We start from the raw sequence: 21,978 nt of genomic DNA on the forward strand, positions 1-21,978 counted from the left end.
TTTACGTGGAATGCCTCGGTACAAGATATCCTTGCCATTGAAATAGCTTGGGTACATTAATGTTACCAGATAGCTGCATATCTAATTGTTCTGCAGTCTTTCGTGCCATGGCCTCTATCTCATTATCATAGGTGGTCAGCGGAGGATCGGTAATCTGAGAGATAGGATGGTTATCAAACCCGGTAACTGCGCAATTTTCTGGCACAGCGATTTGATGCTGCTTGGCAGCATGCAGAATCCCAGCGGCAACGAAGTCACTTCCTGCAAATATGCCATCTATGAGCAATTGTTTATCATGAAATAAATCAGTACCCAAACGAATACCATCCTCAATTGATACCATTCCTTCTATGCGTTTCCCGCCTTCCTTTAGATTTCTCGCACCTAAGGCATTTAGAAAACCTTTATATCTAGCTTCTTGGGATGGGGAAGTGTGGTCAAGGCAGAATAAGAGTCGCTTCTTACCTGTTTGCAGCATATGCATGGTCAATTTATAGGCGGCACTCTCTTCATCTAGACTGCATACAGTTGTGTCAATTTCATATTTCTCATTACAAATAAGTATTGGACCGTTTTCTAAGCAACGGGCTAAAAGGTGAGCTTCCAGTGCGGATGAAGTTGCGATTATAGCGTCCAGTTCACGCTGTTTCAGCTTGGCGAATACATCCAGTTCACGTTTCTTATCACCGAATGTCTGAAAGATAACGGGTTTCCATCCTTTTGCTGTACAGGCATTCGATAATGATTGCACCAGTGCTGCGAAATAAGGATGATCGACTTGAGGTGTGAGAATACCTATGGCAGAGGTTTTTCGCTTACGAAATTGAACAGCCAAGCTATTCGGGGTAAATCCGGATTCCTCGATAGCAGAAAGGATCTCTTGCCGCTTCTGTTCAGATACATATGGATGCCCATTTAATACGCGAGAGACAGTACTTTTGGAAACACCGCATTTCTTTGCGATGTCGTTTATAGTAGGCATTCAACCAGCTCCTTGGACATTGAATGTAGCTTTATCATAGCATACCTGTTTTCTTGTTGACCTGGGAACGTTCCCATCTCTTATGGTAGGAAGGGAGGTGGTTGAATAATGAGTGTGAAAAAATGCTTTGCTAGTACCGACAGCACAAAGGCACTTATTTGTTTTGATTTTGATGAGACTTATTTTCCTCATGCTTGTGAGAAAGGGCAGCTGGAGGATTTGCATGCGATGGAGCTTTATCTAAATGGGATTTCCAGACAGTATCATGTGAAGATTGCATGGGTTACCGGAAGTGATTGTAATTCCCTGGCGGCTAAAATGGAGCGTGCACGTCTGACTTATATGCCCCATTTCATTGCAGCTAATCTGGGAACCGAACTGTACCAACTAACAGCTGGTGGAGAACTAAAGGAGATATACGATTGGAAAAAGCATTTACCTGTTCAAGAAGAATTCAATCAGCTTGTAGAGGATTTGATTCATATGCTCTCTTTGGATGGGATAGCATTACAGCCACAGACGATGCATGGGCAGAGCTCGTACAAAAAGAACTATTATTACTTTCCTAATGAAGATGATTTGGCCGAGGTAATGCATCGTATAAGGCAGGCAGCCGCTGCAGCTAAGGTAGGTTTGAATGTGAACGCATGCAATCCACTGGCAGGAGATCCAGACGGGGCATATGATGTGGATTTCATTCCGTTAAGGACTGGAAAACGAGCGGCCGTTCAGTTCTTGGCAAACCATTGCATGGTGGAACCATCGCAGATCTATGCTTTTGGAGACAGTGGAAATGACCTTGAAATGCTGCGATATGCAGGAAATGGTTTCCTTGTTGCTAATGCAACAGAGGAGGCGAAACAGAAGCATAGTCAGGTATGCGGAACACCTTACGCAGCCGGTATCCGTACGACGCTGCAACATTTCTTTATTTGATAAGAGTAGTGTGGAATTGTTGAACCTAGAAAAATACCGGTTTCTTCTTTGCGTCCCAAAAGTTGAGGGTTACTTGGGACGCAGTTCATTTATTAGCAGAACCGTTAATGCGCTGCTTGGTCTTTTTGATCCTCTTTCATTGAATATATAGCACCCAGCTGACTAATAAATATAGCTAGGAAAACCATTTAATATGTCTCTCTAGAACCAAATCATAAGGAAGCTGTGCTGTATTAAGATTCCTACTATATATTGAAAATCAACCAAATCCTGATAATGAACTCCTCTGACAACTAATTGGTATCCTTTATATAACTGTATTACCAAATAGAAGAATAAAATTGTTTGTTTAGAGCAGTCTTTTTTCATTTTTCCTCCCTATCCAAAAATTACAGCTACTATAACTGCCTCGAATCGGGTAATCTAAAGTGAGAACATTTGTTCCCTTTGGAGGTGGTAAAGATGGATTATAGCGGATTTCAGCAGCATGAGGTATTGTGTGTGGATATGCGGAGCTTCTATGCGAGTGTGGAATGCGTGAAACGCGGCCTTGATCCGATGACGACACTGCTTGCAGTGGTCGGGGATACGAAGCGGCCGGGTAGTATCGTGCTAGCTGCCAGTCCTGCGCTGAAGAAGAAGCATGGCGTCAGCAATGTGAGCCGTTATTTCGAGCTGCCGGAAGATCCGGAACTCGTCATTGCGGAAGCACATATGAAGGATTACTTGGAGGTTTCGGTGGCAATTACCGAGCTAGTGCATGAGTATGTGCCAATGGAAGCAATCCATGTTTATTCTGTCGACGAATTCTGGGTGACACTTGATGGCACGGAGAAGCTGCATGGAACTGCAGAGGAGACAGCGGCCAAGCTGCAGGCGGATATCCTGGAGCAATTCGGTGTTACGGCGGCCATTGGAATCGGAGATAACAAGTTCCTGGCCAAGGTCGTGATGGATATTCATGCAAAGAAACAGACCTCTGGTATTGCCGTTTGCCATTATCAGGATGTGCCGCGCTTATTGTGGCCGGTCCCGATACAGGATGTTTGGGGGATTGGACGACGAATGCAGCGGAATTTGAATCGGATGGGTATTGTCACGCTTGGGCATCTTGCTCACACTTCTTTGGAGCATCTCAAGAAACGGTATGGTGTGATGGGTGAGCAATTATACTGGCATGCATGGGGAATCGATGAGAGCGAGGTGCTCGGTGATTTCGTCAAACAGGAGCAGAAAAGCTACGGACACGGCATTACACTGCTGCGTAATTACCGTGGCGAAGAGATTCCGACCATCATCTTGGAGCTGTGCGAGGAGGCCTGCAGACGGGCAAGACGGGACAGGAAGGAAGGCAATACAGTCCATCTGGCCGTTGGATATGCCAGTCAGCATGGCGGCGGCTTCAGTCGGTCCCGTTCCTTTACGAGCCCTTCGAATCTGACGACGGATATGTATAAGCTCTGCCTCGAACTATTTCATGAGCACTACCAAAAAGGCCACGAAGTCAGACGAGTGTCTGTCTCCCTGACCAATTTATACGATGAAGAAGCGACCCAGCTCAGCTTGTTCGAGGACAAGAGCAAGCAGAAGGATCTGAGTCGGACGATGGATCAGATTCGGGCACGTTTCGGTACGACCGCCATTCTGCGTGCCAGCAGCCATACAGCTGCCGGAATGACAATTGAACGCAGTGCGAAAATCGGGGGCCATCAAGCCTGAGTCAAGCTGCTGCCGTCTGCTGAAACAGCCGGCGCAGCTTTGGTACATACATGATAAGGAAGACGGACCGACCGAGACTGAAGAGCAGGAAGGCGATCCATAGTCCGTGATTGCCGAGTGGCTGCAGGGCATAAAGAGCCGCTAAGTAAAGCAGGACAGCAAGAATCATGGAGTTGCGGACAAAGCGTACTTCCGTTACGCCAGTGAAAACGCCATAATAGACAAGGCCAAGGCTGGCGGCGATCGGAAATAGAACAAGCCAGTTGGCATAGGATCCAGTCAGCTCGATAATGTGCTGCTGATCGGAGAACAAAGGATAGATCCACTTCTGGCCAGCAAAAAACAGAAGCGCAAGCGTCACCCCGATACCAAGCCCCCATTGCAAAGATAGACGCAGAGACTGCGAAAAGAGTTTTTCATTGCGTTCCCCAAGAGCCCGACCGGCCACAATGCTGGACGCATTAGCAAAGCCATCAAAGAAATACGCCATCATATAGTGAATCTGAATCAGGATGGCATTGGCTGCCAGCATATCTTCCCCAAACGCAGCACCTTTTGCTGTAAACAGGTTAAAAACAATTAGTAAACATATCGTCCGAATGAATAAATCTCGGTTGACCTTCATCATTCGCCACATCGGTTTAGGATCGACTGCGCGTCGCAAGACCTGTATGAATGGATGCTGCCGGCATATTTGCGCAGCAGGACAATGCCGAATACACAAGAGAAAATCTCGGCAATCAGCGTAGAAGCACCTACACCTGCCACTCCCAAATCCCACACATGAACAGAAAGAATACAAAGAATGATATTCAGCATATTCGTGCTTATCTGCAGAACAAGTGTTGCTTTGATATAGGACATGCCGATCAGCCAGCCAAGGATGACATAGTTGGCAAGCGCAAATGGCGCACCCCAAATCCGGATAGAGAAGTAAGCCGAAGCGCTGCTATTCACGGCATCACTCGCTCCTAGGAAGGAGAAGGAATAGTGCAGGATCGGCTGCTGTATAAGAACGAATAGCAGGCCGACAATAAAAGCGACCAGGAAAGGACGCATTAACGCCATTACATGTTCTTCTTTATCGAGACTGGCAGATGCCTGAGCGGCAAACCCGGATGTGCTTACCCGCAGGAATCCGAAAAGCCAGTACATCGTATTGAATATGATCGTACCGATGGCGACCCCGCCAATATAAGAAGCATTGGAAAGCTGGCCGACAACGGCTGTATCAACAACACCCAGCAATGGCGTCGTAATCGTTGACAGGGTCAGCGGCAGGGCCAGCGCTAAGTAGTTTTTATGCTGCATGCACTCACCTTAATAGTAGTAATTACGATATAATATACCGCACATGTTTGCAGAAGTAAACGCTATTTGTTTCCAAACATAAACGTCATCGTATTCACACGCATATTGAGGATCAATCCAAGAGATGCGAGTGTAATGACGAGGGCACTTCCTCCATAGCTGATAAGCGGCAAACCAAGTCCCGTAACGGGCATCAGTCCGATACTCATACCGACATTTTGGAATATCTGAAATGTCAGGAACCCAGCGATTCCTGCGCCAATCAAGGTTCCGAATGAATCATGATAGCGCTGGGAAATCATGACGATTTTATAAATGAGCATAAAGTAAAGCAGCAGTACAAGACTTGTCCCGACAAAGCCGAAAACGCCGCCTATGACTGCGAAAATCAAATCTGAATAGGCGTATGGCACATGTGGCAGATGTTCGTAGCCACTCATATTACCAGATCCAATCGCCATGATCGATTGATTCAGCTGATAGCCGGAAATCGTATATTTTTCTGGCTGCAGCCAGCCATAGAAACGGCTTGCCTGATAGCTTGGCAGCATGCCGAGTATCCGATCGAGGAAGAAATCAGTCGCAAAGAAGTATGTAATGGTTAAGGCAAGTACAATCGTTAATGGAACAGAGAAGATAAGCAGTATCGTTTTTATCCGGACGCGGGAAACAAGCAGCATCGCCCCGTAAATAGCAAGATAAACCATTGCATTACCGAAGTCCGGAAATTGCATGACGACAGCAACAGGGATTAATGTGATAACTGTCAGTTTGCCGACAAGCAGTATTTCCTCCTTTAATGCAGGAGAGCTATCCGTCCCTTTACTGATCACTTGTGCCAGATAAAGAATCAATCCGATTTTCATCGATTCAGCAGGCTGGAATGAAAAGCCGCCGATTGTATACCAGCCGTATGCTTCATTGATTTCTTTGGAGATGCTGGAGGGTGCAATCAAGATACCTACTAATAACAGCAGGAAAAAAAGATAAACAAAAAGTGATAAACGCTTCAGTATATCGAGATCAAGAAAATAAGACACGACAAAACAGCCGCCTAAACCAATTACATACCAGACAACCTGCTGCAGAACAAAATATTCTCCTTGCAAGAGTTGTACTTGATATAAACTGACTAGGCTTGCAAGTCCGAGCAGTATGATAAGCGAGAAATAGAGATAATCAAATTTTTCCAGATATATTCGCAGTTTTTGCATGCATGTCACCATTTCATCATAAGGATAATCTACAGTTCTATCGTAACAGAAATTTCCAATTTAAAAAGCCGTATTCTGGAAGAAATACGGCTTTTTCCTATTAATGATGATGGTGGCTTCCGCTATCATCCTGTTTTTTCTGTTCTTGTTCCTGTTGTATCTTTTCTATCTCTTCTTGTGTCAATTCTCCAACGCGAATCTGCTTCGTCGGCATCAAATGGATATTATCGACCTTTACATCTGCTTTAACAAAATATACGCCATCAGATGGGAAGTTATATTCCAGATGATAGGTTCCGTCTGTATCCAATGAGGCAGGAATTGTTTCTGCATCTGCTTTGTTCTCATCTTTCCATACAAGGAAGTTGACGGTTGCTTCCTGTTCAAGTGCTTTCCCATCATGTGACAGCTTTACACCTATTTTCGGAGCAGAATCTGCTTCGATGGATTCAGGAGCTTCAATGATCACGTTCACTTCTTCCCGTTTCGCATAGTGGTCAGCTGCTTCAGGATCGGCAGAGCATGCAGCAAGGAGAAAGAATGTCAGTAACAACGGCGTAATTTTAAATAGTCGCATCTGCTTTTCTCCTTTCTTACGCATTAAAGAACCTCTTCAGTGCAGGCACCCTCGGAATGACAAACCGATCAAACAGCCAGACGACGATAATCGAGATTCCGACAAGCGGGAAGATGATGCCAAGAATGATAATCAGTACGATAACGCCTTTCATGACTTTGTCAGACGGTGCTTTCGGTGAGCCAAGCTTACCTTCCGGTTTCCGGGAGAGCCATAGGATGAAGCCGCTCACAGCAATACCTACAATGCCAATCAAAACAAGCAACCCGATAATCTGATTCCAGATACCGAATTCCGTTCCTTTATGAATGGTAATACCATAGGCAATTACTTTTCCAAGTGTATGGTAATTATCATAGCGGTAATCTGCCAAAACAGCACCAGTATACTGATCAATGTGCATCGTCACTTCATCACGGGCATGCGGCGGGAAAGCAGATAAAGTGAATACACCATCCTGCGTTTGCGGAATCATGATATTATAGCCAGGTTTTACACCTTCATCTTCGGCTATCGACACAACATCATCAACAGAAAGCTGTGTGTATTGCTGATTTGTAGAAATTGGGACTGGCAAGTTCTCAGCTGACCAAGGCACATCAGCGATTTCTTTTGTTTTCACATCAGAAGCAGGAGCATCACCAACCCACACAGAAGGTGGATAGCCGACACCTGCATTAGTGGTAATCGTTTGGAAATTGTTTCCCCATAATCCTGACCAAGGCAGTCCTGTAAGAATCAGAAATAGCAGACCTAACGAAATCCAGAATGCAGGCACTACGTGCAAGTCACGTGCCCGTAGTTTTTTCCCTTTGTTCAAGCGCGGAATGAGAACACCAAAGATTTTTGATTTCCCTTTCATTTTAGGCGAGCCCAGGTAAACGCCAGTAATGATCAAAATCAGCGCCCAGCAAGCTGCCCACTCGACAATACGATCCCCGAAAGTACCCATCAGCAGCTCGCCATGAATTTTTTCAAATACGTTAACGAGCTTGAAAGAGTCTTCTAATTTACCGAGTATGACATTTTCATAAGGGTCGACGTAAACGGTATAAGCTTTCCCGTCTTCTGTAATACCTACCTCAGCAGAACGGTCTGGACTGTCACTTGGACGATACGACGTCACTGCTGCATTCGGATTCACAGCTTCCACTGTATTGATTTGCTCGGATGGCGTTGTGACAGTAGTTTGCGGAGTGACTTCATAATAGTCCTTGTAAAGGGCTGCTTCGATTTGAGGTTTAAATAGATAAACACCGCCTGTGATAGCCAGAATGATGAGGAATGGCATAATTATAAGACCTGCATAGAAATGCCAGCGCCAGACAGACTGGTAAAGTGACCGACGTTTCTGTTGTTTCTGCTTCGACACCGACGGCTCCTTTTGTGCCTCCATATAGGACAACTCCTTTTCTTCTATATTTAAATGTAATAATAGGCAAAGTAGTACAAGCCTAAGCTTAGGACAATTTTCACGCCCATACAAGTAGGGAAATGCAGGTTATTATGACCATTCCTTGAACATAACATTGATAAATTTGTAAAGCGTTTCCATTCTGTTGTGCATGGGGCTGAAACGCTGATAGGACAGGCTTTTGTGATGTGGCATTCCTTGACATGGAGTCCTATAGTGTTAGCATAGATAACTGTTAACAGGGAACGAAAAATTTTCTCAAAAGGAGCGATTAGGTATCTTAACTAACAAACGGATTTTGTATGTCGGAGCAGGATCGATGGCAGAAGGAATGATTGCAGGAATGAATGGGTCAGATAGCATGCATCACGAGCAGATATATGTGACGAATCGAACAAATTCGGAGCGTCTCTGTGAGCTGCAGGAGCGCTATGCTATTACCGGAATTCCTCAGGCTGAGGTGGATTGGAGCAGTATGGATATTATCATACTCGCGATGAAACCGAAGGATCTAACTGCTTCATTAATCGATCTGCAAGATAAGGTTCAAGAAGGACAGCTAATTATATCGGTAGCTGCAGGCATCCAGAATGAACAAATCGAGCATTATCTGCCAGAGAACCAACCCGTTGTTCGTATTATGCCTAACACTTCCAGTACCATAGGTGAATCGGCTACGGCTATTGCACCTGGAACACATGTATCCGTCGAACAGCTTACACTTGTCACAGAGCTGGTAAAGACATTTGGCGAGGCTTTTGTCATTGCGGAGGAACAGATGGATGTCTTTACAGGAATGGCTGGAAGCGGACCTGCCTATTTCTATAAGCTGATGGAGCATTTCGAGGAAACAGGTGTAGCTGCAGGCTTTGACCGAGATACAGCAAGAAAGATCGGAACGCAAACTATGCTTGGAGCAGCCAGAATGCTAGAGGAAACAGAAGAAGAGCCGGCTATTCTGCGGAAGAATGTAACCTCTCCGAATGGAACAACTGCAGCCGGACTTGATGCACTTAATGATGCTGGAGCGGGAGAAGCGATGACAAAAGCGATTCTTTCTGCAGCGGAACGATCCAATGAAATCAGTGAAGAGCTTAAAAAACAGCTTTTGACACGCTAATGCATGATAGTGAAAAAATGAAAACTGGAGGACGTTATTATTTCTATTCAAGCAACAAAACCGAAACGTATTGTCGTCAAGATCGGAAGCAGTTCATTGACCAGCCTGCATGGAGAAATCAGCCGTAAGAAGCTGGAGAAACTAGTGGAGCAGCTCGTGAAGCTGAAAGACAATGGCTATGAGGTATTGCTTGTATCATCGGGAGCTGTGGCAGCCGGCTATCGCAAGCTCGGTTTCCTGGAAAGACCGAAGTCGCTGCCGGAAAAACAAGCCGCTGCATCTATTGGGCAGGGTCTGCTGATGGAAGCCTATTCGGACTTATTCCTGTCGCATGGCTATGTAGCATCACAGATTTTAATTACACGTGGCGACTTCTCGGACGAAACCCGCTATAATAATGTTAGAAATACAATAAATGTATTAGTTGATCGCGGCATCATTCCGATCATAAACGAAAACGATACAGTGACAGTCGACAGACTGCGCTTTGGAGATAATGACACACTTTCAGCAAAGGTTGCCGGATTGGTCGGTGCGGATTTTCTGGCAGTCCTTTCTGATATTGATGGTTTGTATACTGATAATCCAGTCGAAAATCCGGAAGCAACACGCATCGAGCTGGTAAAAGCCATCACACCAGAAATAGAGGCAGCTGCAGGCGATGCAGGAAGTGCAGTCGGAACCGGCGGTATGAAGTCCAAGCTGGATGCATTCAAGATTGCGATGGCATCTGGTATTAAAGGTTTTCTAGGCAATGCAACAGCAGAGGATATTATCTATCATTCTGTGTTGGGTGAAGCAGAAGGAACTTATTTCGAAGCGGATCAAGATATGGATTATTTGAATCGCAAGAAGCAGTGGATTGCGTTCAATTCAGGACCTGTAGGTGAAATCATCTTGAAGAGAGCTGAACAGACACCAGATTCCGTTGAATTCCAGAATATCAGCACCATCAAGGGCAATTTCAAAAAAGGCGACGTTGTGCGCATTCTGGATGAAAAAGGCGCTCGGATCGGTTTAGGCATCGTGAATCAAGCTGCGTCCGACCTTTGGCAGGCTTTGGCGAGTCCGGTAAGGAATATAGAAGAGACGATAGTCGATCAGGAAGCATTTGTTTGCGAACTGGAGCACACCGTACCTATTCAATGACAGAAGGAGGAACATCATGGAGCATATAAAAGAAGTAGTAACAGTAGAAGAGCAAGCCATTGCAGCAAAAGCAGCGGCTAAGAAGCTTGCACTCCTGACAACAGCGGAAAAAAATGAGGCACTGCTTGCAGTCGCAGCGTATTTAGAAAAGGAATATGAAGTTATTCTGACTGCGAACGATAAAGATATGCAAGCGGGAGAAGAAAAAGGCTTTGATGCTGCTTTTCTTGATCGTTTGAAGCTCACTCGCGAACGTATTGAGGATTTTGCAAATGGTTTGAAGGAAGTAGTTGAACTTGATGATCCAACTGATCATGTGGTCAGCGAATGGACACTGGAAAACGGCTTGCACGTTAGCCGTATCACGGTGCCATTAGGCGTCATCGGTATGATTTATGAAGCTCGTCCTAACGTAACAGCAGATGCGACTGGTTTGGCACTTAAGTCGGGCAATGCAATCGTTCTGAAAGGCGGATCATCTGCTATTCATACAAATACAGCAATCGTAGAGGTTATCAAAAAAGCCCTTCAGCAGACAAAAGTTCCAGCGGATGCTGTGCAGCTTATCCAATCGACTGATAGGAAGGAGACGGCGAAGCTCTTTACAATGAAGGAGCACATCGACGTTCTTATCCCTCGCGGCGGTGCATCACTCATCCAAGCCGTGATTGATTCTGCAACGGTTCCTGTTTTGGAAACCGGTGTAGGAAACTGCCATATGTATGTGGATAATACTGCACAAGTTGATATGGCGATCTCGACATTTTTGAACGCCAAGACAGATCGTCCGGCAGTTTGTAATGCATTGGAGACATTGATTGTTCAGCGGGAATGGCTGGAGACAAATAAAGATGCACTAGTACAAGCATTACGTGAAAATGGTATTCAAACACATGGAGATGATATAGCGGTTAAGCTTTTACCTGATTGTAAACCTGCTGTAGAAGCGGACTGGGCTAATGAATATCTAAGCCTGGACGTCGCAGTACGCGTAGTTGAATCCGTAGAAGAAGCAATTGACCACATCGATCGTTATGGTACAAAGCATTCGGAGGCAATCATTTCTGAAGATGACGAAGCAGTAAACAAATTCATGAAGGCGGTAGATGCAGCTGCAATTTACCATAATGCATCGACACGTTTTACAGATGGTCATGCTCTTGGATTTGGAGCTGAGATTGGTATTTCAACACAGAAGCTTCATGCTCGCGGACCGATGGGGTTGCCTGCGTTAACGACGTATAAGTACGTTATGAAAGGCAACGGCCAAACAAGATAATAGAAAGCTCATCCTAATGGATGGGCTTTTTTTGTTACTAATATGAGACAGAATATATTCGTATTTATCAAGGTTGTAGCTTGAGTTTTCTGCAGCCTATTCAGTTTTTCTATACAGCTAATTTCCATTTTTTTATTGCATAAAATCCCTATTTTGTTATAGTTGATTATGATAATCATTATCAATTAGAGGGTTGCTTTAGTCCTGATCACGCTAAAGTACGAAAAGGAGAAGAGCAAAATGAAGTGGAAAACAGTAAGTGGTATTGGTCTTGCAGCAGCCTTAAGCTTTTCTTTGGCAGCTTGCGGAAATAGCGAGGATACAGCATCTGGTGAATCTTCGGATAAGAAGGAACAGCAGATTACATATTTGGATAAGGAATACACACTTCCAAAAGAGACGGATACAATCGTGGCAGCAAGTCTTGAGTCAATGGAGGATGCAACTGCATTGGGAGTGAAGCCTGCGGGGGCATTATCTGTTGGTGGTGAAACTCCTGCATATTTAGAAGAGGATTTATCAGGGGTGGAATTGATCGGCGAGAAAATGCAGCCGAATTATGAAACAATTCTCTCGCTGGAACCAGATGTGATTCTAGGATCCTCTAAGTTTCCTGAGGATGTAAGCAAATCACTGAATGACATAGCTACGACTATTCCATACTCCCATATTTCAGAGAACTGGGAAGCGAATTTGGAGCTGCTCGGTTCTTTGACAGGTAAAGAGGACGAAGCAGAACAAATCATTTCAGATTATGAACAGGATTCGGAGGAAGCTAAAACGGAACTTGGTGAAAAGCTTGAGGACAAGCAGGTGTTAGTAGTCAGAATCCGGGCAGGCAGTTTGTACGTGTATCCACAAAATGTATATTTGAATCCGGTATTATACGGAGATCTAGGCTTGCAGGTACCTGACGTTATCAACGAAGCAGAAGCACAGGCAGAAATTTCCTTGGAGAAGCTGGCGGAAGTAAATCCAGATTACCTGTTCCTTCAATTTGAAACAACTGAAAATCCTGAAAATGCTAGTGCTTTGGAAGACCTGCAAAATAACGACATATTCAAGTCTACTAATGCAGCTAAGGAAGATCATGTATTCGTGAATGCTATTGATCCATTGGCACAGGGCGGAACGGCATGGAGTAAGACAGAATTCCTGAAAGCAGCAACTGAAAAGCTGGCTGAATAACAATGTATGGCACGAGGAATAGAATTGCTTGGATAGTGCTGCTTACTGCTCCTTTGACAGGAGTGATTGTTGTATTGATTTCAGTCTTGAATGGCGTGAAGGATATGCCAGTCAGTACGATTTGGGATGCGATTTTTCATTATGACTCTGCCAATGTAGACCATACCATCTTGCTGACTGCGAGACTGCCAAGAGCTTTGGCGGCCTTGCTGGTAGGTGCGTTCCTAGCTATAGCTGGGTCAATTATGCAGGGAATCACACGTAATTATCTCGCCTCTCCATCTATCATGGGGGTCAATGATGGTTCTGCACTAGTAATTACATTGTGCATGGTGCTTGCTCCCGGTCTATCTGGTAATATGATGATTCTTTACTCCATGGCAGGTTCTGCAGTCGGTGCCGGTATTGTGTTCGGCTTCGCGTCACTGTTGAAAAATGGGATGGCGCCTGTTCAATTGGCTATTATCGGGACAGTCATCGGAACCTTCCTCAGCGGTTGTGCAGCGGCTTTCGCCTCCTATTATCAGGTGTCACAGCACGTAAGCATTTGGTATAACGCGAGAATGGACAGTGTGGATGTCCATATGCTGAAATTGGCTGTGCCGATTGGCCTGATTGGTTTAATTCTGGCTATGTCCGTTTCTAAGTCAGTTACAGTCATGGCGCTAGGTGAGGAAGTTGCTGCGGGTCTTGGGCAAAAGACAGTTTATATTAAACTAATCAGTATGCTCAGTGTTGTCTGTCTGACTGGTACGGCTGTCGCCCTTGTCGGAAAGATAGCTTTTGTCGGACTTGTTATCCCGCATATCACCCGGTTTCTAATCGGGGTTGATTACCGTCTGCTCATTCCTTGCTCTGCAGTGATTGGCGGAATCTTCCTTTGCTTATCAGATGTGGTCAGCCGCTTTATCAACACACCGTTCGAAACACCAATTGGCGTTGTGACAGCTTTTATTGGTGTTCCATTCTTCCTGTATCTCATTTGGAGAAAGGGAGGAAAGCAATATGCGGCTTAGAATCGGTTCCAAATTAATTCTAAGTGGATTGATTATTAGCTTGCTGCTGTTGCTTTCTATCTACCTGCATTTAACGAATGGCAGCTATACCATGACTGTGGGAGACATTGCCCGAACATTATTTGGATTAAATGATGATCGCAAGCTTGAACTGGTCATCTTTCAGTTTCGCCTGCCTCGGATTGTAATCGGAGCATTGGTAGGTGCAGGCTTGGGCATAGCTGGAGCAGTTATGCAGGGAGTCACGCGCAATGGACTAGCCGATCCAGGAATACTCGGCATCAATGCTGGTGCTGGTACAGCCATTGTTATATATATCTTCTTTTTCCAGGGAATGATTCAATCCGAGTCGATTGGCGGTTGGCTGGCTGTCTTGATGATGCCGATATTCGGCTTCATTGGTGGTCTGCTGGTGGCGTTGCTCATTTTTGCTTTCTCCTGGCGGCAGGGTACACTTGATATGCAACGGCTAATCCTGACGGGTATTGCCCTTGGAACAGGTTTTGGAGCGTTGTCACTGTACATATCGTTGAAAATGAATGCAAATGATTTTGAAATGGCCACTGTATGGACGACAGGCAGCATTTACAATGCGAATTGGATTTATATCTATGCGATGCTACCATGGATCATCATCCTTGGTGCCTTGCTTTACCGGAAATCTTATCTGCTCAATTATTTTCAGTTAAGCGATGACTCCATTCGGAGCTTAGGTATCCGAAATGAACGCGAAAAGGCGATACTGCTGCTGGCAAGTATTGGTCTAGTGAGTGCCTGCGTGTCTGTTTCTGGAGGGATTGCGTTTGTAGGCTTGATTGCACCACATATTAGCAGGCGTCTTGTCGGAAATGATTACCGCTATAACATGCCAATCAGTGCATTAACCGGCATGGTACTGCTCGTCTTTTCAGATTATATTGCTAAAACTGTTTTTGCTCCGGCAGAACTGGCGGTAGGTATTGTTGTATCAATAATAGGTGTACCTTATTTCTTGTACTTACTGGTAAAAGCAAATAGAGGAGGTTGACATATGTCAGAGGAATGGATTCTTTCGGGGAAAGAGCCGGGAGTGAATTATCGTGTTCAAATATATATACCAGATCAGCCCCCGCAATCAGAAGAAGGCTATCCGGTTATCTATATGCTGGATGGAAATGCTTATTTTGGATTGGGTAAAGATGTCATACGTAATCAATCGCATAACTTGCTTAAAACAGAAGTGGATCCAGCAATAGTTGTAGGGATATCACTAGATGCAGAGGAGTCGGTTATCAGAGAAAGACGTTTCTACGATTTCACACCGCCAGCATCAGATTATAAATTTCCAGATAGGATGAAATGGAAAACGACTGGGAAGCATGGAGGGGCAGAAATTTTCCTGGACTGGCTAATAGATGAGCTTCAGCCGAAGATCATGGAAAATTATCATGTTCAGCAGGATAAGCAATGTCTGTACGGCCATTCTTTGGGTGGATTGTTTGCGCTGTACAGTATGTTCAAGCGACCGGAAGCTTTCCAATGCTATCTGGCTATCAGTCCTTCCATCTGGTGGAATGAAAAGCATATTTATTCCTTTTTGAACGAAGCTAAAGATTCCAAGCTCTTCATCGGTGTAGGGGAGAAGGAAGGCTTCATGGTGGAAGATGTAATGGCGCTCTATCATCGTTTACCGAGCGTGATGGATGGAAAGACTGCATACTACGTCGCAGATGATGAAAATCATGCGTCAGTCGTTCCTGCTACGCTGAGTCGTGCATTTCGCTATTTCTTCACCTGAACCGGTTTTTTTGTTTCCAGCTCGATATCTGCTAAAATGATAGGAAGCGATTAAAACGGAGGGATGTCCACATGCAAGCCTTTATCCGGAATGACCAGTACAACAATATTAAAGAACAGGTGCAGCAGCTTGTGAATAGTTCAGCTGCTGTCAAAGATATAGACATTATTTTTGGACTCCGCTCATTAGCTGAAGAGAAAATCATGAACCGGTTCGAGAAGCTCTCGGAGGAAGAGGCGGAAATGCTTGGAAGAATCCATGGTGTGCAGGATGAAATTGATGCAGAGCTCTTTTTGGCTCAGCTTCGTCCGTCCATCAAGCCATTTCCTGTCGTTACAGAACAGCAGCTTCGGAAGCTGTTCCCGAAAGTGAAGCACTTGCATGTACCTAAACTTGATGAAGTTGATTGGGAGAAAACATCCTATCTGGGGTGGAACGATTCGGGACAGCAGGCAAAATACATGGTCGCTCCGCATGAGGGTGGGATGATAGCCGCTCGCGGCACGATCACGCCCTCCTCTCAGCCGGGGATTTGCACCATATGCAATAAGCTTGAGAGTGTAGGGTTATTCATGGCAGAGCCTATTGGCCGCGGCCAAGGAACGTATGTGAAACGCGGGAACTATGTTTGCAGGGATAGCTCCAAGTGCAATCGAAACCTGACAGATATCAACCGGTTCTACAGCTTCATCGCTAATTTGCATGCATCATAAACAAAAGAAGGAGCACATGCCTTGAGGCGTGTGCTCCTTCTTTTATTCTTCGGGCAAATCAAATGTCAAATCAGCAGCCAGCAAGTCTTCTTCCTTGTCAGTGATACTGGAGATACGCAGGGAGAAGGAATCTTCTTCTTTGTAATCTGCCTGATCCATGAGGAAAACAACATATTTCGTCGAAGTCTGGCCAGGTTGGATCTCACCAGAATCTGCTTCCAAAACATTATGGTTCAGGATCCGGTATGTTGGAGTTTCAAGAAAAGCACCCATTTCCTTCAAAGGAACCGCACTTTCTCCATCATTCTTCACTTCCAGCTTCGCTGTTGCCGCAACGATTTTCTCCGGATCCTCGAAACCGGTGAAGGATTCCTCATAGGAATCTGCCGGTTTCAGTTTCGTATATTGAATCCCTTTCAGGGTCACTTCCAGATTGTCATTAGTTTCGGACTGATCAAAGTTCTGCTCAGCCAGCATTTCCTTCTCTGCAACCGAATCTTTCGTCAGGCGGTCCGGGAAGTAGGGGTTTTCTGCTGTCACAGTGTCCGTCAAATCGGCAGACAATGCATCTGTATCTTCGTTTCCTTCTGTAACTGCTGCCTGTGCTGCCGGTGTTTTTGGCTCATCTGCTGCTTTTTCATCCTTGCTGCAGGCGGATAAAGTCAATGCGATCACGATCAGCAATACCGCAGCTGGAATACGGAACAGTTTCATATACTTCTTTCATCCTCTCTTTTAACAAGATCGTCTTCTAGAAATAAGTAAATAAAGACATAAATATCATACCGTAACCCTATATGGAATGAAATGAAAAGAGCCTAAACTCCTAGAAGAAAGTCTAGGAAGGGCTGGAAAAATTGGAGATGAGAGGTATCATTTCTCCCTAATGGCTGGTAAAATGTAGGAGAGTATAGGTGATTTATAACAAACAGAAAAGAGTTGCATTTGCCGCATTTTTTTATTGCATAAATTCCGAAGTGCGATATATATTTAGAAAGTATGAATCAGGATTGGAAGCAAGTACATTAAGTGAGGAGAACGCGGAAAATGGGGCAAAAAAGAGATCTGAAGGAATTGTCCATGTACCTAGAAGAAGACGAACGGATTTTTCTCTACGTACAAAGTAAGCTCGACGAGAGGAATGGCATCCTTGGCGTCACGCAGAACCGAATCCTGTTTACGCACAAACCGTTGATAAAACCAGCTTATCTGGATACGACCAGCTATGACAGCATCGATTATATCCTTTATACAGAAGGTACCGGGGAAGGCGAATTGTCTATCCATTTAAACAATGGAGATATAAAATATGTAACCAGTCATCGCCTGATCCATCTCAAGGGTGTAAGTGATATCGTCAGAATGTTCGTTAACAATCATCAGCGGGATCTCTTGTTCCGGAATACGTTCAATCGCAAGCAATTGTTGGAATAGATAGACGCAAGGAACAGAAGCAGTAGGATGGAGAACTGTCATAGAGAGCTGCTGGTTGGTGCAAGGCAGTCAGGGAAGCATCCGAACTCGTCTGGGAGTGCCCGGGAGGAAATGCCTGGTCGGCTGGCAGCCGTTATCAGCTTTTGAGGGTGAGCTGCTTTCTCGCCGAAAAAGAGTGGTACCACAATGTCCATTGTCTCTTTACGAGATAATGGGCATTTTTTTATAAGGAGGAGTGTACTATGGAGAATTGTTTTATCTGTGACAAGCATGCAGGTCGTTTTCAACTGAGCGGCGATTGTATCTTTGAAGATGATTATATTTATATCAGTCATATTGATAAAAAAGGACAACCAACTTATCTCAGTCATATCATGCTCGATTTGAAACGCCATGTTCCACAAGTCGGGGATATGGCGGAGGAAGAGGCTGCAGCATTCGGTATCGCAATGAAACGAGCGGCCAAGGCATTACAGGAAACGCTTCATGCAGAGCATGTGTACAAACTTGTCTCCGGAAATTCTGTGCCTCATGCTCACATGCATATCATTCCCAGATACGCTGGAACTCCTGAAAGGTACTGGGGACCGGTGGAGGTTTATGATTGGCCGGGTGCTCCTTTTGGCGGTGAGTCGGACATAAAGGAAGTCTAAGCAAAACTAACAGGGCGGGTTTGATATAGAAATAACCGGTCAAATGGTACTAGTTATATAATGCTGAATTCTTAAGGGAAATGATAAAAAACTGTTATATAAAGAAAGACAATAGTAACGTTTTGAAAAATTTAGGAGATAAACCTTGTTTTGTACCGAGATGCTTATATAATGAAACCACACCTAGTAATTACATAATTTAACAATTTTATGGAGGGGTGATGAGAGTGTCAAAGTTCAAGAAAGGTTTGACAGGCGTGCTGCTGGCAGGTGTGATTGTAGGTGGAATTTCTGGTGGGGTTTCAGCATCAAGTAATGGAATCACTGAGAATGGCAACTCGGAAGTCATTAAAGCAGATCAAGGGGTAACAGAGGGCTATGTGAAAGACACCCAAACTGGATTCACTATCAATGCAGAATCCGGTGCAATATCTGGCGGGTATTGGATCCGTGGTAAAAGGGATGGCAGAGTCGTTTCTGAGTTTAAGCACTATACAAAAGAAGGACGTGCCTCTGTGACTAATGGTGCCGGCTACCACGATGACGGAGGATGGAAAGCACAAGATGTTTGGAGCAAGGCTGACTTGGACTGGAGTTTCTGGGGAACAAACAAGGCTTACTACGATTATAAGTAAAAAATACAAGGAAATAATGCAAGGGTGTTATCACTCTTGCATTATTTTATGAGGTGAAATTGTGAGAGCGATTTTAGGGTTCTTAGCTTCTCTATTCCTGTTGATAAGCCTGTACGTTACGAATGACTTACTCGAGCAATACAAGTTCAATCACTTACTGTATAAAGATAGAACAGCGGCAGCATTGAATTTCACTAATTACGAGGGCAATCCTAACGATTTACTTGAATCATATGCAGAACGATATGATTTGGAAATATCCAAATATGTATTCGTGAATCAGGATACCATCAGAATATTCACTACTGATCCTTCACTAGGGTCCCGTATTGATAGGATAGACGGTGATTTTCCCAATAAGGGCACCGCACAATTTATAACGAATCGACTTAATAATTCCAGCAATGATAAAAGTGGATCTTTTCATTCCGGAGAAAGTACGATAGCTATATCCATTTGGAATTTAGATAACCAGAAACAGGCTAGTGCAAGCGGTATTTATTACATAGATGATAAAGATGGTTCCGTATCTGTCATGCTGGATCAGCTGCAAAAAGATGGCGTTTCATCTGAGCTGATAGAGGCACGCATTGACCCAGTAGTGATCAGTCAGCCGCTGACCTTTCTCATATCACCGCTTATCATTCTTCTTTCTATGATTGGCGTTATTTCCTTTTACCTGATAAACCGAAGTGATCATATCATGCTTTATAAAGTGATGGGTTACTCTTATATCAGAATATCTTTTATCTTAGTAAAAAAGCTTATTTCACCTTTGGGCGCGGCAGTTTTAACAAGTTATATCCTATATCTGATCTTCCGTATTGTTACGAAGAAAGAGATTCTGAATTTGGTGGACTTTACGCTTCTGTACGCAGGATTGGCAGTAGTACTCTTTGTTGGAATAGTTCTTTATACGTTCCTGCTTATAGGCTTAATCTTTTTCTTTGGGAAAGAATATGAGGCTTTGAAAGGTAAGAGGCTTTATAAAACGTTGATGGCACTCAGTTATGTAATGAAGATTTTATTCCTTATTGCTGCTGTTGGGGCCCTGTCGCAATTGGATCAAACAAAGAAATCGCTGGAAGAGTACCAAAATAATCTCGAAACATGGAATCAAACAGAGAATTTGTACCAAACGGTATTGTATTCCACAGGACAAGTTGATCTAGCGATAGAAAGTGGGCAGAATAACAACTTAAAGCAGGTATATAATCAATTAAATAATGAACTGAATGGTTTTCTGATTGATGCAGGCAACTATGAAATAAGCTCTAATGGAAGCTATTTATATGAGATGAACACAGATGACCAGAATGCGTCGACTTCTCCTTATGGAAAAGCTATAACTATAAATGAGAACTACTTGGAATTCAATAAGATACGTGCAGAGACGGGAGAAATTGAAGGATCTATCGTATCCGACCCTTCTGTCACGAATTTGCTGGTTCCTGCAGCTCTCAAAGACAAAGAGGATGAAATTAAAAAGAACTTCCTGGACTACTTCTATTTCCAGAAGGTTGAAGTTGGAAACATTTATAGAGAAGCAAAAGGTCAGGAACTGGACGACAGCCCTAAGAACGATTTAAGTATAAATATTATCTATGTACGAGATAACCAGGAATACTTTACGTATAATCCCGCTAACAAAGGAGAAGGAGATTACTTTATTAAAGATCCGATTGCCATATTAGATACTGGGCAGTTCGATGCTTCCTATTACATGAGCTACTTGTCCCGGGCATATTTCTTTTATTCGGATCAATCGGAACCTACTCAGAAATTAGAAGAGATCGCTGGCGAACATGATGTTACGTCACAAATTAATTCCGTTATCTCGGTCTTTGACGAGTACGGGCAGAAGATACAAGAGTTGAAAACAGACAATTATTTATTATTATTGGCGATCATTCTATTATATATCGCTACATTCACCACTAGTGTTTACTTCACAATATGTCATTTCTATAACTATAAGATGGAAGTATTATTGAAGAATATTCACGGCTATTCGTATTTCAGAACGAACAGAACGCTGTTGCTATTGCAATTTTTGAGTTATTGCATTCTTTTAATAGGGATATTGTTTGTATCATTACCGTCCCTAATCATTATTGTGTTCGGAGGGATATTGATTGATGCTCTGCTAGTGATCGGCTTAAGCAAATATTATACCGCTAATATGCATACTAAACTTAGAAGAGAGGCATAGAGATGATCAAAGCTACTCATCTAAAGAAAAAATTTAAAGAGAAAACCATATTTGATGATTTTTCTTTAACAGTGAAAAGCGGCGAGTTCCTATCCATTACAGGGGAGAGCGGCAGGGGAAAAACAACTTTAATTAATCTATTGAGTCTTCTGGAAAAGCCGGATAGCGGTGATATAGAGTACGACGGGATTAAGAATCCCAATGCGAAACAGACAATGCTGCTGCGCAGGAATGAGTTTGGTTATTTATTTCAGAATTACTCCTTGATTAACAACGAAACGGTAGAGAAGAATATCCTTTTGGCCATTGCTTATAAAAAGATTAACAATAAAAAAAGAATGATACAGGAAATCCTAGCGAAAGTCGGCCTTTCCGGTTATGAAAAGAAGCGTGTCTATACGTTAAGCGGAGGTCAGCAGCAACGAGTTGCACTTGCACGAGTCATTGCGAGGGACTGCAAGTATATATTTGCTGATGAACCAACAGGAAACCTCGATATTAAAAACAGGGATGCTATCTTTCAGCTGCTGTTGGATATGAACAAAGCCGGTAAGACAATTATCATGGTTACACATGATTTAGAGATAGCCAGAGCTTCTTCAGCTCAACTTGAAATCTAGCAGTCAAAATTATTTCCATGCGAATACGA

The 21,978-nt window shown here is 43.9% G+C and carries 20 protein-coding genes, 1 pseudogene and 1 other annotated feature; of the genes and pseudogenes, 15 read left to right on the forward strand and 6 right to left on the reverse strand.

What is annotated here, in order from left to right; all coding sequences use genetic code 11:
• Position 1: 1 nt before the first annotated feature.
• Positions 2-982, reverse strand: coding sequence for a LacI family DNA-binding transcriptional regulator (locus tag ACH6C1_RS00485; RefSeq protein ID WP_374073647.1), 981 nt, complete (start codon positions 980-982; stop codon positions 2-4).
• Positions 983-1,090: 108 nt separating this feature from the next.
• Between ACH6C1_RS00485 and ACH6C1_RS00490 the strand changes: the two genes are divergently transcribed.
• Positions 1,091-1,918: an HAD-IIB family hydrolase gene (locus ACH6C1_RS00490; RefSeq protein WP_374073649.1), complete on the forward strand. Its 828-nt coding sequence runs from the start codon at positions 1,091-1,093 to the stop codon at positions 1,916-1,918.
• Between the two features lie 462 nt (positions 1,919-2,380).
• On the forward strand, positions 2,381-3,637 hold the full coding sequence (locus tag ACH6C1_RS00495; RefSeq protein ID WP_374073651.1) for a DNA polymerase IV: 1,257 nt from the start codon (positions 2,381-2,383) through the stop codon (positions 3,635-3,637).
• A 1-nt stretch (position 3,638) separates the two neighbouring features.
• On the opposite strand, the pseudogene ACH6C1_RS00500 reads toward ACH6C1_RS00495, so the two are convergent.
• The 4 genes and pseudogenes from ACH6C1_RS00500 to ACH6C1_RS00515 form a co-directional block, all read right to left on the reverse strand.
• Positions 3,639-4,948: pseudogene (locus ACH6C1_RS00500) on the reverse strand (MATE family efflux transporter).
• Positions 4,949-5,010: 62 nt separating this feature from the next.
• Positions 5,011-6,162, reverse strand: a complete 1,152-nt coding sequence (locus tag ACH6C1_RS00505; RefSeq protein WP_374073653.1) for an FtsW/RodA/SpoVE family cell cycle protein — start codon at positions 6,160-6,162, stop codon at positions 5,011-5,013.
• Positions 6,163-6,262: 100 nt separating this feature from the next.
• Positions 6,263-6,739 carry a FixH family protein gene (locus ACH6C1_RS00510; protein ID WP_374073655.1) on the reverse strand — a complete coding sequence of 159 codons (477 nt, stop codon included), beginning with the start codon at positions 6,737-6,739 and terminating at the stop codon, positions 6,263-6,265.
• Between the two features lie 16 nt (positions 6,740-6,755).
• On the reverse strand, positions 6,756-8,135 hold the full coding sequence (locus ACH6C1_RS00515; protein ID WP_374073658.1) for a PepSY-associated TM helix domain-containing protein: 1,380 nt from the start codon (positions 8,133-8,135) through the stop codon (positions 6,756-6,758).
• 250 nt (positions 8,136-8,385) lie between these two features.
• On the opposite strand from ACH6C1_RS00515, the gene proC reads away from it, so the two are divergent.
• From proC to ACH6C1_RS00555, 8 genes are all read left to right on the forward strand, one after another.
• Positions 8,386-9,273 (forward strand): pyrroline-5-carboxylate reductase, encoded by an 888-nt coding sequence (proC, locus tag ACH6C1_RS00520; protein ID WP_374075516.1) that lies wholly within the window; start codon positions 8,386-8,388, stop codon positions 9,271-9,273.
• A gap of 45 nt (positions 9,274-9,318) precedes the next feature.
• On the forward strand, positions 9,319-10,422 hold the full coding sequence (gene proB / locus ACH6C1_RS00525; RefSeq protein WP_374075519.1) for a glutamate 5-kinase: 1,104 nt from the start codon (positions 9,319-9,321) through the stop codon (positions 10,420-10,422).
• Positions 10,423-10,438: 16 nt separating this feature from the next.
• Entirely contained in the window at positions 10,439-11,701 is a 1,263-nt protein-coding gene (locus ACH6C1_RS00530) for a glutamate-5-semialdehyde dehydrogenase (RefSeq protein WP_374073660.1), read from the forward strand.
• A gap of 240 nt (positions 11,702-11,941) precedes the next feature.
• Positions 11,942-12,889, forward strand: a complete 948-nt coding sequence (locus ACH6C1_RS00535; protein ID WP_374073662.1) for an iron-hydroxamate ABC transporter substrate-binding protein — start codon at positions 11,942-11,944, stop codon at positions 12,887-12,889.
• Positions 12,890-12,891: 2 nt separating this feature from the next.
• Entirely contained in the window at positions 12,892-13,905 is a 1,014-nt protein-coding gene (locus tag ACH6C1_RS00540; RefSeq protein ID WP_374073664.1) for a FecCD family ABC transporter permease, read from the forward strand.
• Positions 13,895-14,932: a FecCD family ABC transporter permease gene (locus ACH6C1_RS00545; RefSeq protein WP_367459274.1), complete on the forward strand. Its 1,038-nt coding sequence runs from the start codon at positions 13,895-13,897 to the stop codon at positions 14,930-14,932. Before ACH6C1_RS00540 ends, ACH6C1_RS00545 begins: the two co-directional genes overlap by 11 nt.
• Before the next feature lie 3 nt (positions 14,933-14,935).
• A complete protein-coding gene (locus tag ACH6C1_RS00550) occupies positions 14,936-15,682 on the forward strand; it encodes an alpha/beta hydrolase (protein ID WP_374073667.1) in 747 nt (248 codons plus the stop codon).
• A gap of 71 nt (positions 15,683-15,753) precedes the next feature.
• Positions 15,754-16,395, forward strand: a complete 642-nt coding sequence (locus ACH6C1_RS00555; protein ID WP_366248313.1) for a FusB/FusC family EF-G-binding protein — start codon at positions 15,754-15,756, stop codon at positions 16,393-16,395.
• Positions 16,396-16,437: 42 nt separating this feature from the next.
• Here ACH6C1_RS00555 and ACH6C1_RS00560 read toward each other — a convergent pair whose 3' ends face one another.
• Positions 16,438-17,109, reverse strand: a complete 672-nt coding sequence (locus tag ACH6C1_RS00560; protein WP_374073669.1) for a DUF4352 domain-containing protein — start codon at positions 17,107-17,109, stop codon at positions 16,438-16,440.
• Between the two features lie 333 nt (positions 17,110-17,442).
• Here ACH6C1_RS00560 and ACH6C1_RS00565 point away from each other — a divergent pair, with 333 nt between their 5' ends.
• The 5 genes from ACH6C1_RS00565 to ACH6C1_RS00585 all read left to right on the forward strand — a co-directional run bounded on the left by ACH6C1_RS00565 (position 17,443) and on the right by ACH6C1_RS00585 (position 21,949).
• On the forward strand, positions 17,443-17,829 hold the full coding sequence (locus tag ACH6C1_RS00565) for a PH domain-containing protein (protein ID WP_095221958.1): 387 nt from the start codon (positions 17,443-17,445) through the stop codon (positions 17,827-17,829).
• Positions 17,830-18,033, forward strand: a binding site (T-box leader). It abuts the gene before it with no gap.
• Positions 18,034-18,071: 38 nt separating this feature from the next.
• The gene (locus ACH6C1_RS00570) at positions 18,072-18,482 is read left to right on the forward strand and encodes an HIT family protein (RefSeq protein WP_374073671.1); all 411 of its coding nucleotides are present in this window, start codon (positions 18,072-18,074) and stop codon (positions 18,480-18,482) included.
• A 227-nt stretch (positions 18,483-18,709) separates the two neighbouring features.
• Positions 18,710-19,117, forward strand: coding sequence for a hypothetical protein (locus ACH6C1_RS00575; protein ID WP_374073673.1), 408 nt, complete (start codon positions 18,710-18,712; stop codon positions 19,115-19,117).
• 61 nt (positions 19,118-19,178) lie between these two features.
• A complete protein-coding gene (locus tag ACH6C1_RS00580; RefSeq protein ID WP_374073675.1) occupies positions 19,179-21,329 on the forward strand; it encodes a DUF1430 domain-containing protein in 2,151 nt (716 codons plus the stop codon).
• Positions 21,330-21,331: 2 nt separating this feature from the next.
• Complete coding sequence (locus tag ACH6C1_RS00585; RefSeq protein WP_374073677.1) at positions 21,332-21,949, forward strand: ATP-binding cassette domain-containing protein; 618 nt, start codon at positions 21,332-21,334, stop codon at positions 21,947-21,949.
• Positions 21,950-21,978: the final 29 nt, after the last annotated feature.

The organism is Terribacillus sp. JSM ZJ617 (assembly GCF_044383785.1).
Lineage (GTDB): Bacteria > Bacillota > Bacilli > Bacillales > Amphibacillaceae > Terribacillus.

What these genes read in the sequence shown, in the direction of transcription:
- ACH6C1_RS00485 (WP_374073647.1), bottom strand. Translation starts at nt 982, where the DNA reads ATGCCTACTATAAACGACATCGCAAAGAAATGCGGTGTTTCCAAAAGT.
- ACH6C1_RS00490 (WP_374073649.1), top strand. Translation starts at nt 1,091, where the DNA reads ATGAGTGTGAAAAAATGCTTTGCTAGTACCGACAGCACAAAGGCACTT.
- ACH6C1_RS00495 (WP_374073651.1), top strand. Translation starts at nt 2,381, where the DNA reads ATGGATTATAGCGGATTTCAGCAGCATGAGGTATTGTGTGTGGATATG.
- ACH6C1_RS00505 (WP_374073653.1), bottom strand. Translation starts at nt 6,162, where the DNA reads ATGCAAAAACTGCGAATATATCTGGAAAAATTTGATTATCTCTATTTC.
- ACH6C1_RS00510 (WP_374073655.1), bottom strand. Translation starts at nt 6,739, where the DNA reads ATGCGACTATTTAAAATTACGCCGTTGTTACTGACATTCTTTCTCCTT.
- ACH6C1_RS00515 (WP_374073658.1), bottom strand. Translation starts at nt 8,135, where the DNA reads ATGGAGGCACAAAAGGAGCCGTCGGTGTCGAAGCAGAAACAACAGAAA.
- ACH6C1_RS00530 (WP_374073660.1), top strand. Translation starts at nt 10,439, where the DNA reads ATGGAGCATATAAAAGAAGTAGTAACAGTAGAAGAGCAAGCCATTGCA.
- ACH6C1_RS00535 (WP_374073662.1), top strand. Translation starts at nt 11,942, where the DNA reads ATGAAGTGGAAAACAGTAAGTGGTATTGGTCTTGCAGCAGCCTTAAGC.
- ACH6C1_RS00540 (WP_374073664.1), top strand. Translation starts at nt 12,892, where the DNA reads ATGTATGGCACGAGGAATAGAATTGCTTGGATAGTGCTGCTTACTGCT.
- ACH6C1_RS00545 (WP_367459274.1), top strand. Translation starts at nt 13,895, where the DNA reads ATGCGGCTTAGAATCGGTTCCAAATTAATTCTAAGTGGATTGATTATT.
- ACH6C1_RS00550 (WP_374073667.1), top strand. Translation starts at nt 14,936, where the DNA reads ATGTCAGAGGAATGGATTCTTTCGGGGAAAGAGCCGGGAGTGAATTAT.
- ACH6C1_RS00555 (WP_366248313.1), top strand. Translation starts at nt 15,754, where the DNA reads ATGCAAGCCTTTATCCGGAATGACCAGTACAACAATATTAAAGAACAG.
- ACH6C1_RS00560 (WP_374073669.1), bottom strand. Translation starts at nt 17,109, where the DNA reads ATGAAACTGTTCCGTATTCCAGCTGCGGTATTGCTGATCGTGATCGCA.
- ACH6C1_RS00565 (WP_095221958.1), top strand. Translation starts at nt 17,443, where the DNA reads ATGGGGCAAAAAAGAGATCTGAAGGAATTGTCCATGTACCTAGAAGAA.
- ACH6C1_RS00570 (WP_374073671.1), top strand. Translation starts at nt 18,072, where the DNA reads ATGGAGAATTGTTTTATCTGTGACAAGCATGCAGGTCGTTTTCAACTG.
- ACH6C1_RS00585 (WP_374073677.1), top strand. Translation starts at nt 21,332, where the DNA reads ATGATCAAAGCTACTCATCTAAAGAAAAAATTTAAAGAGAAAACCATA.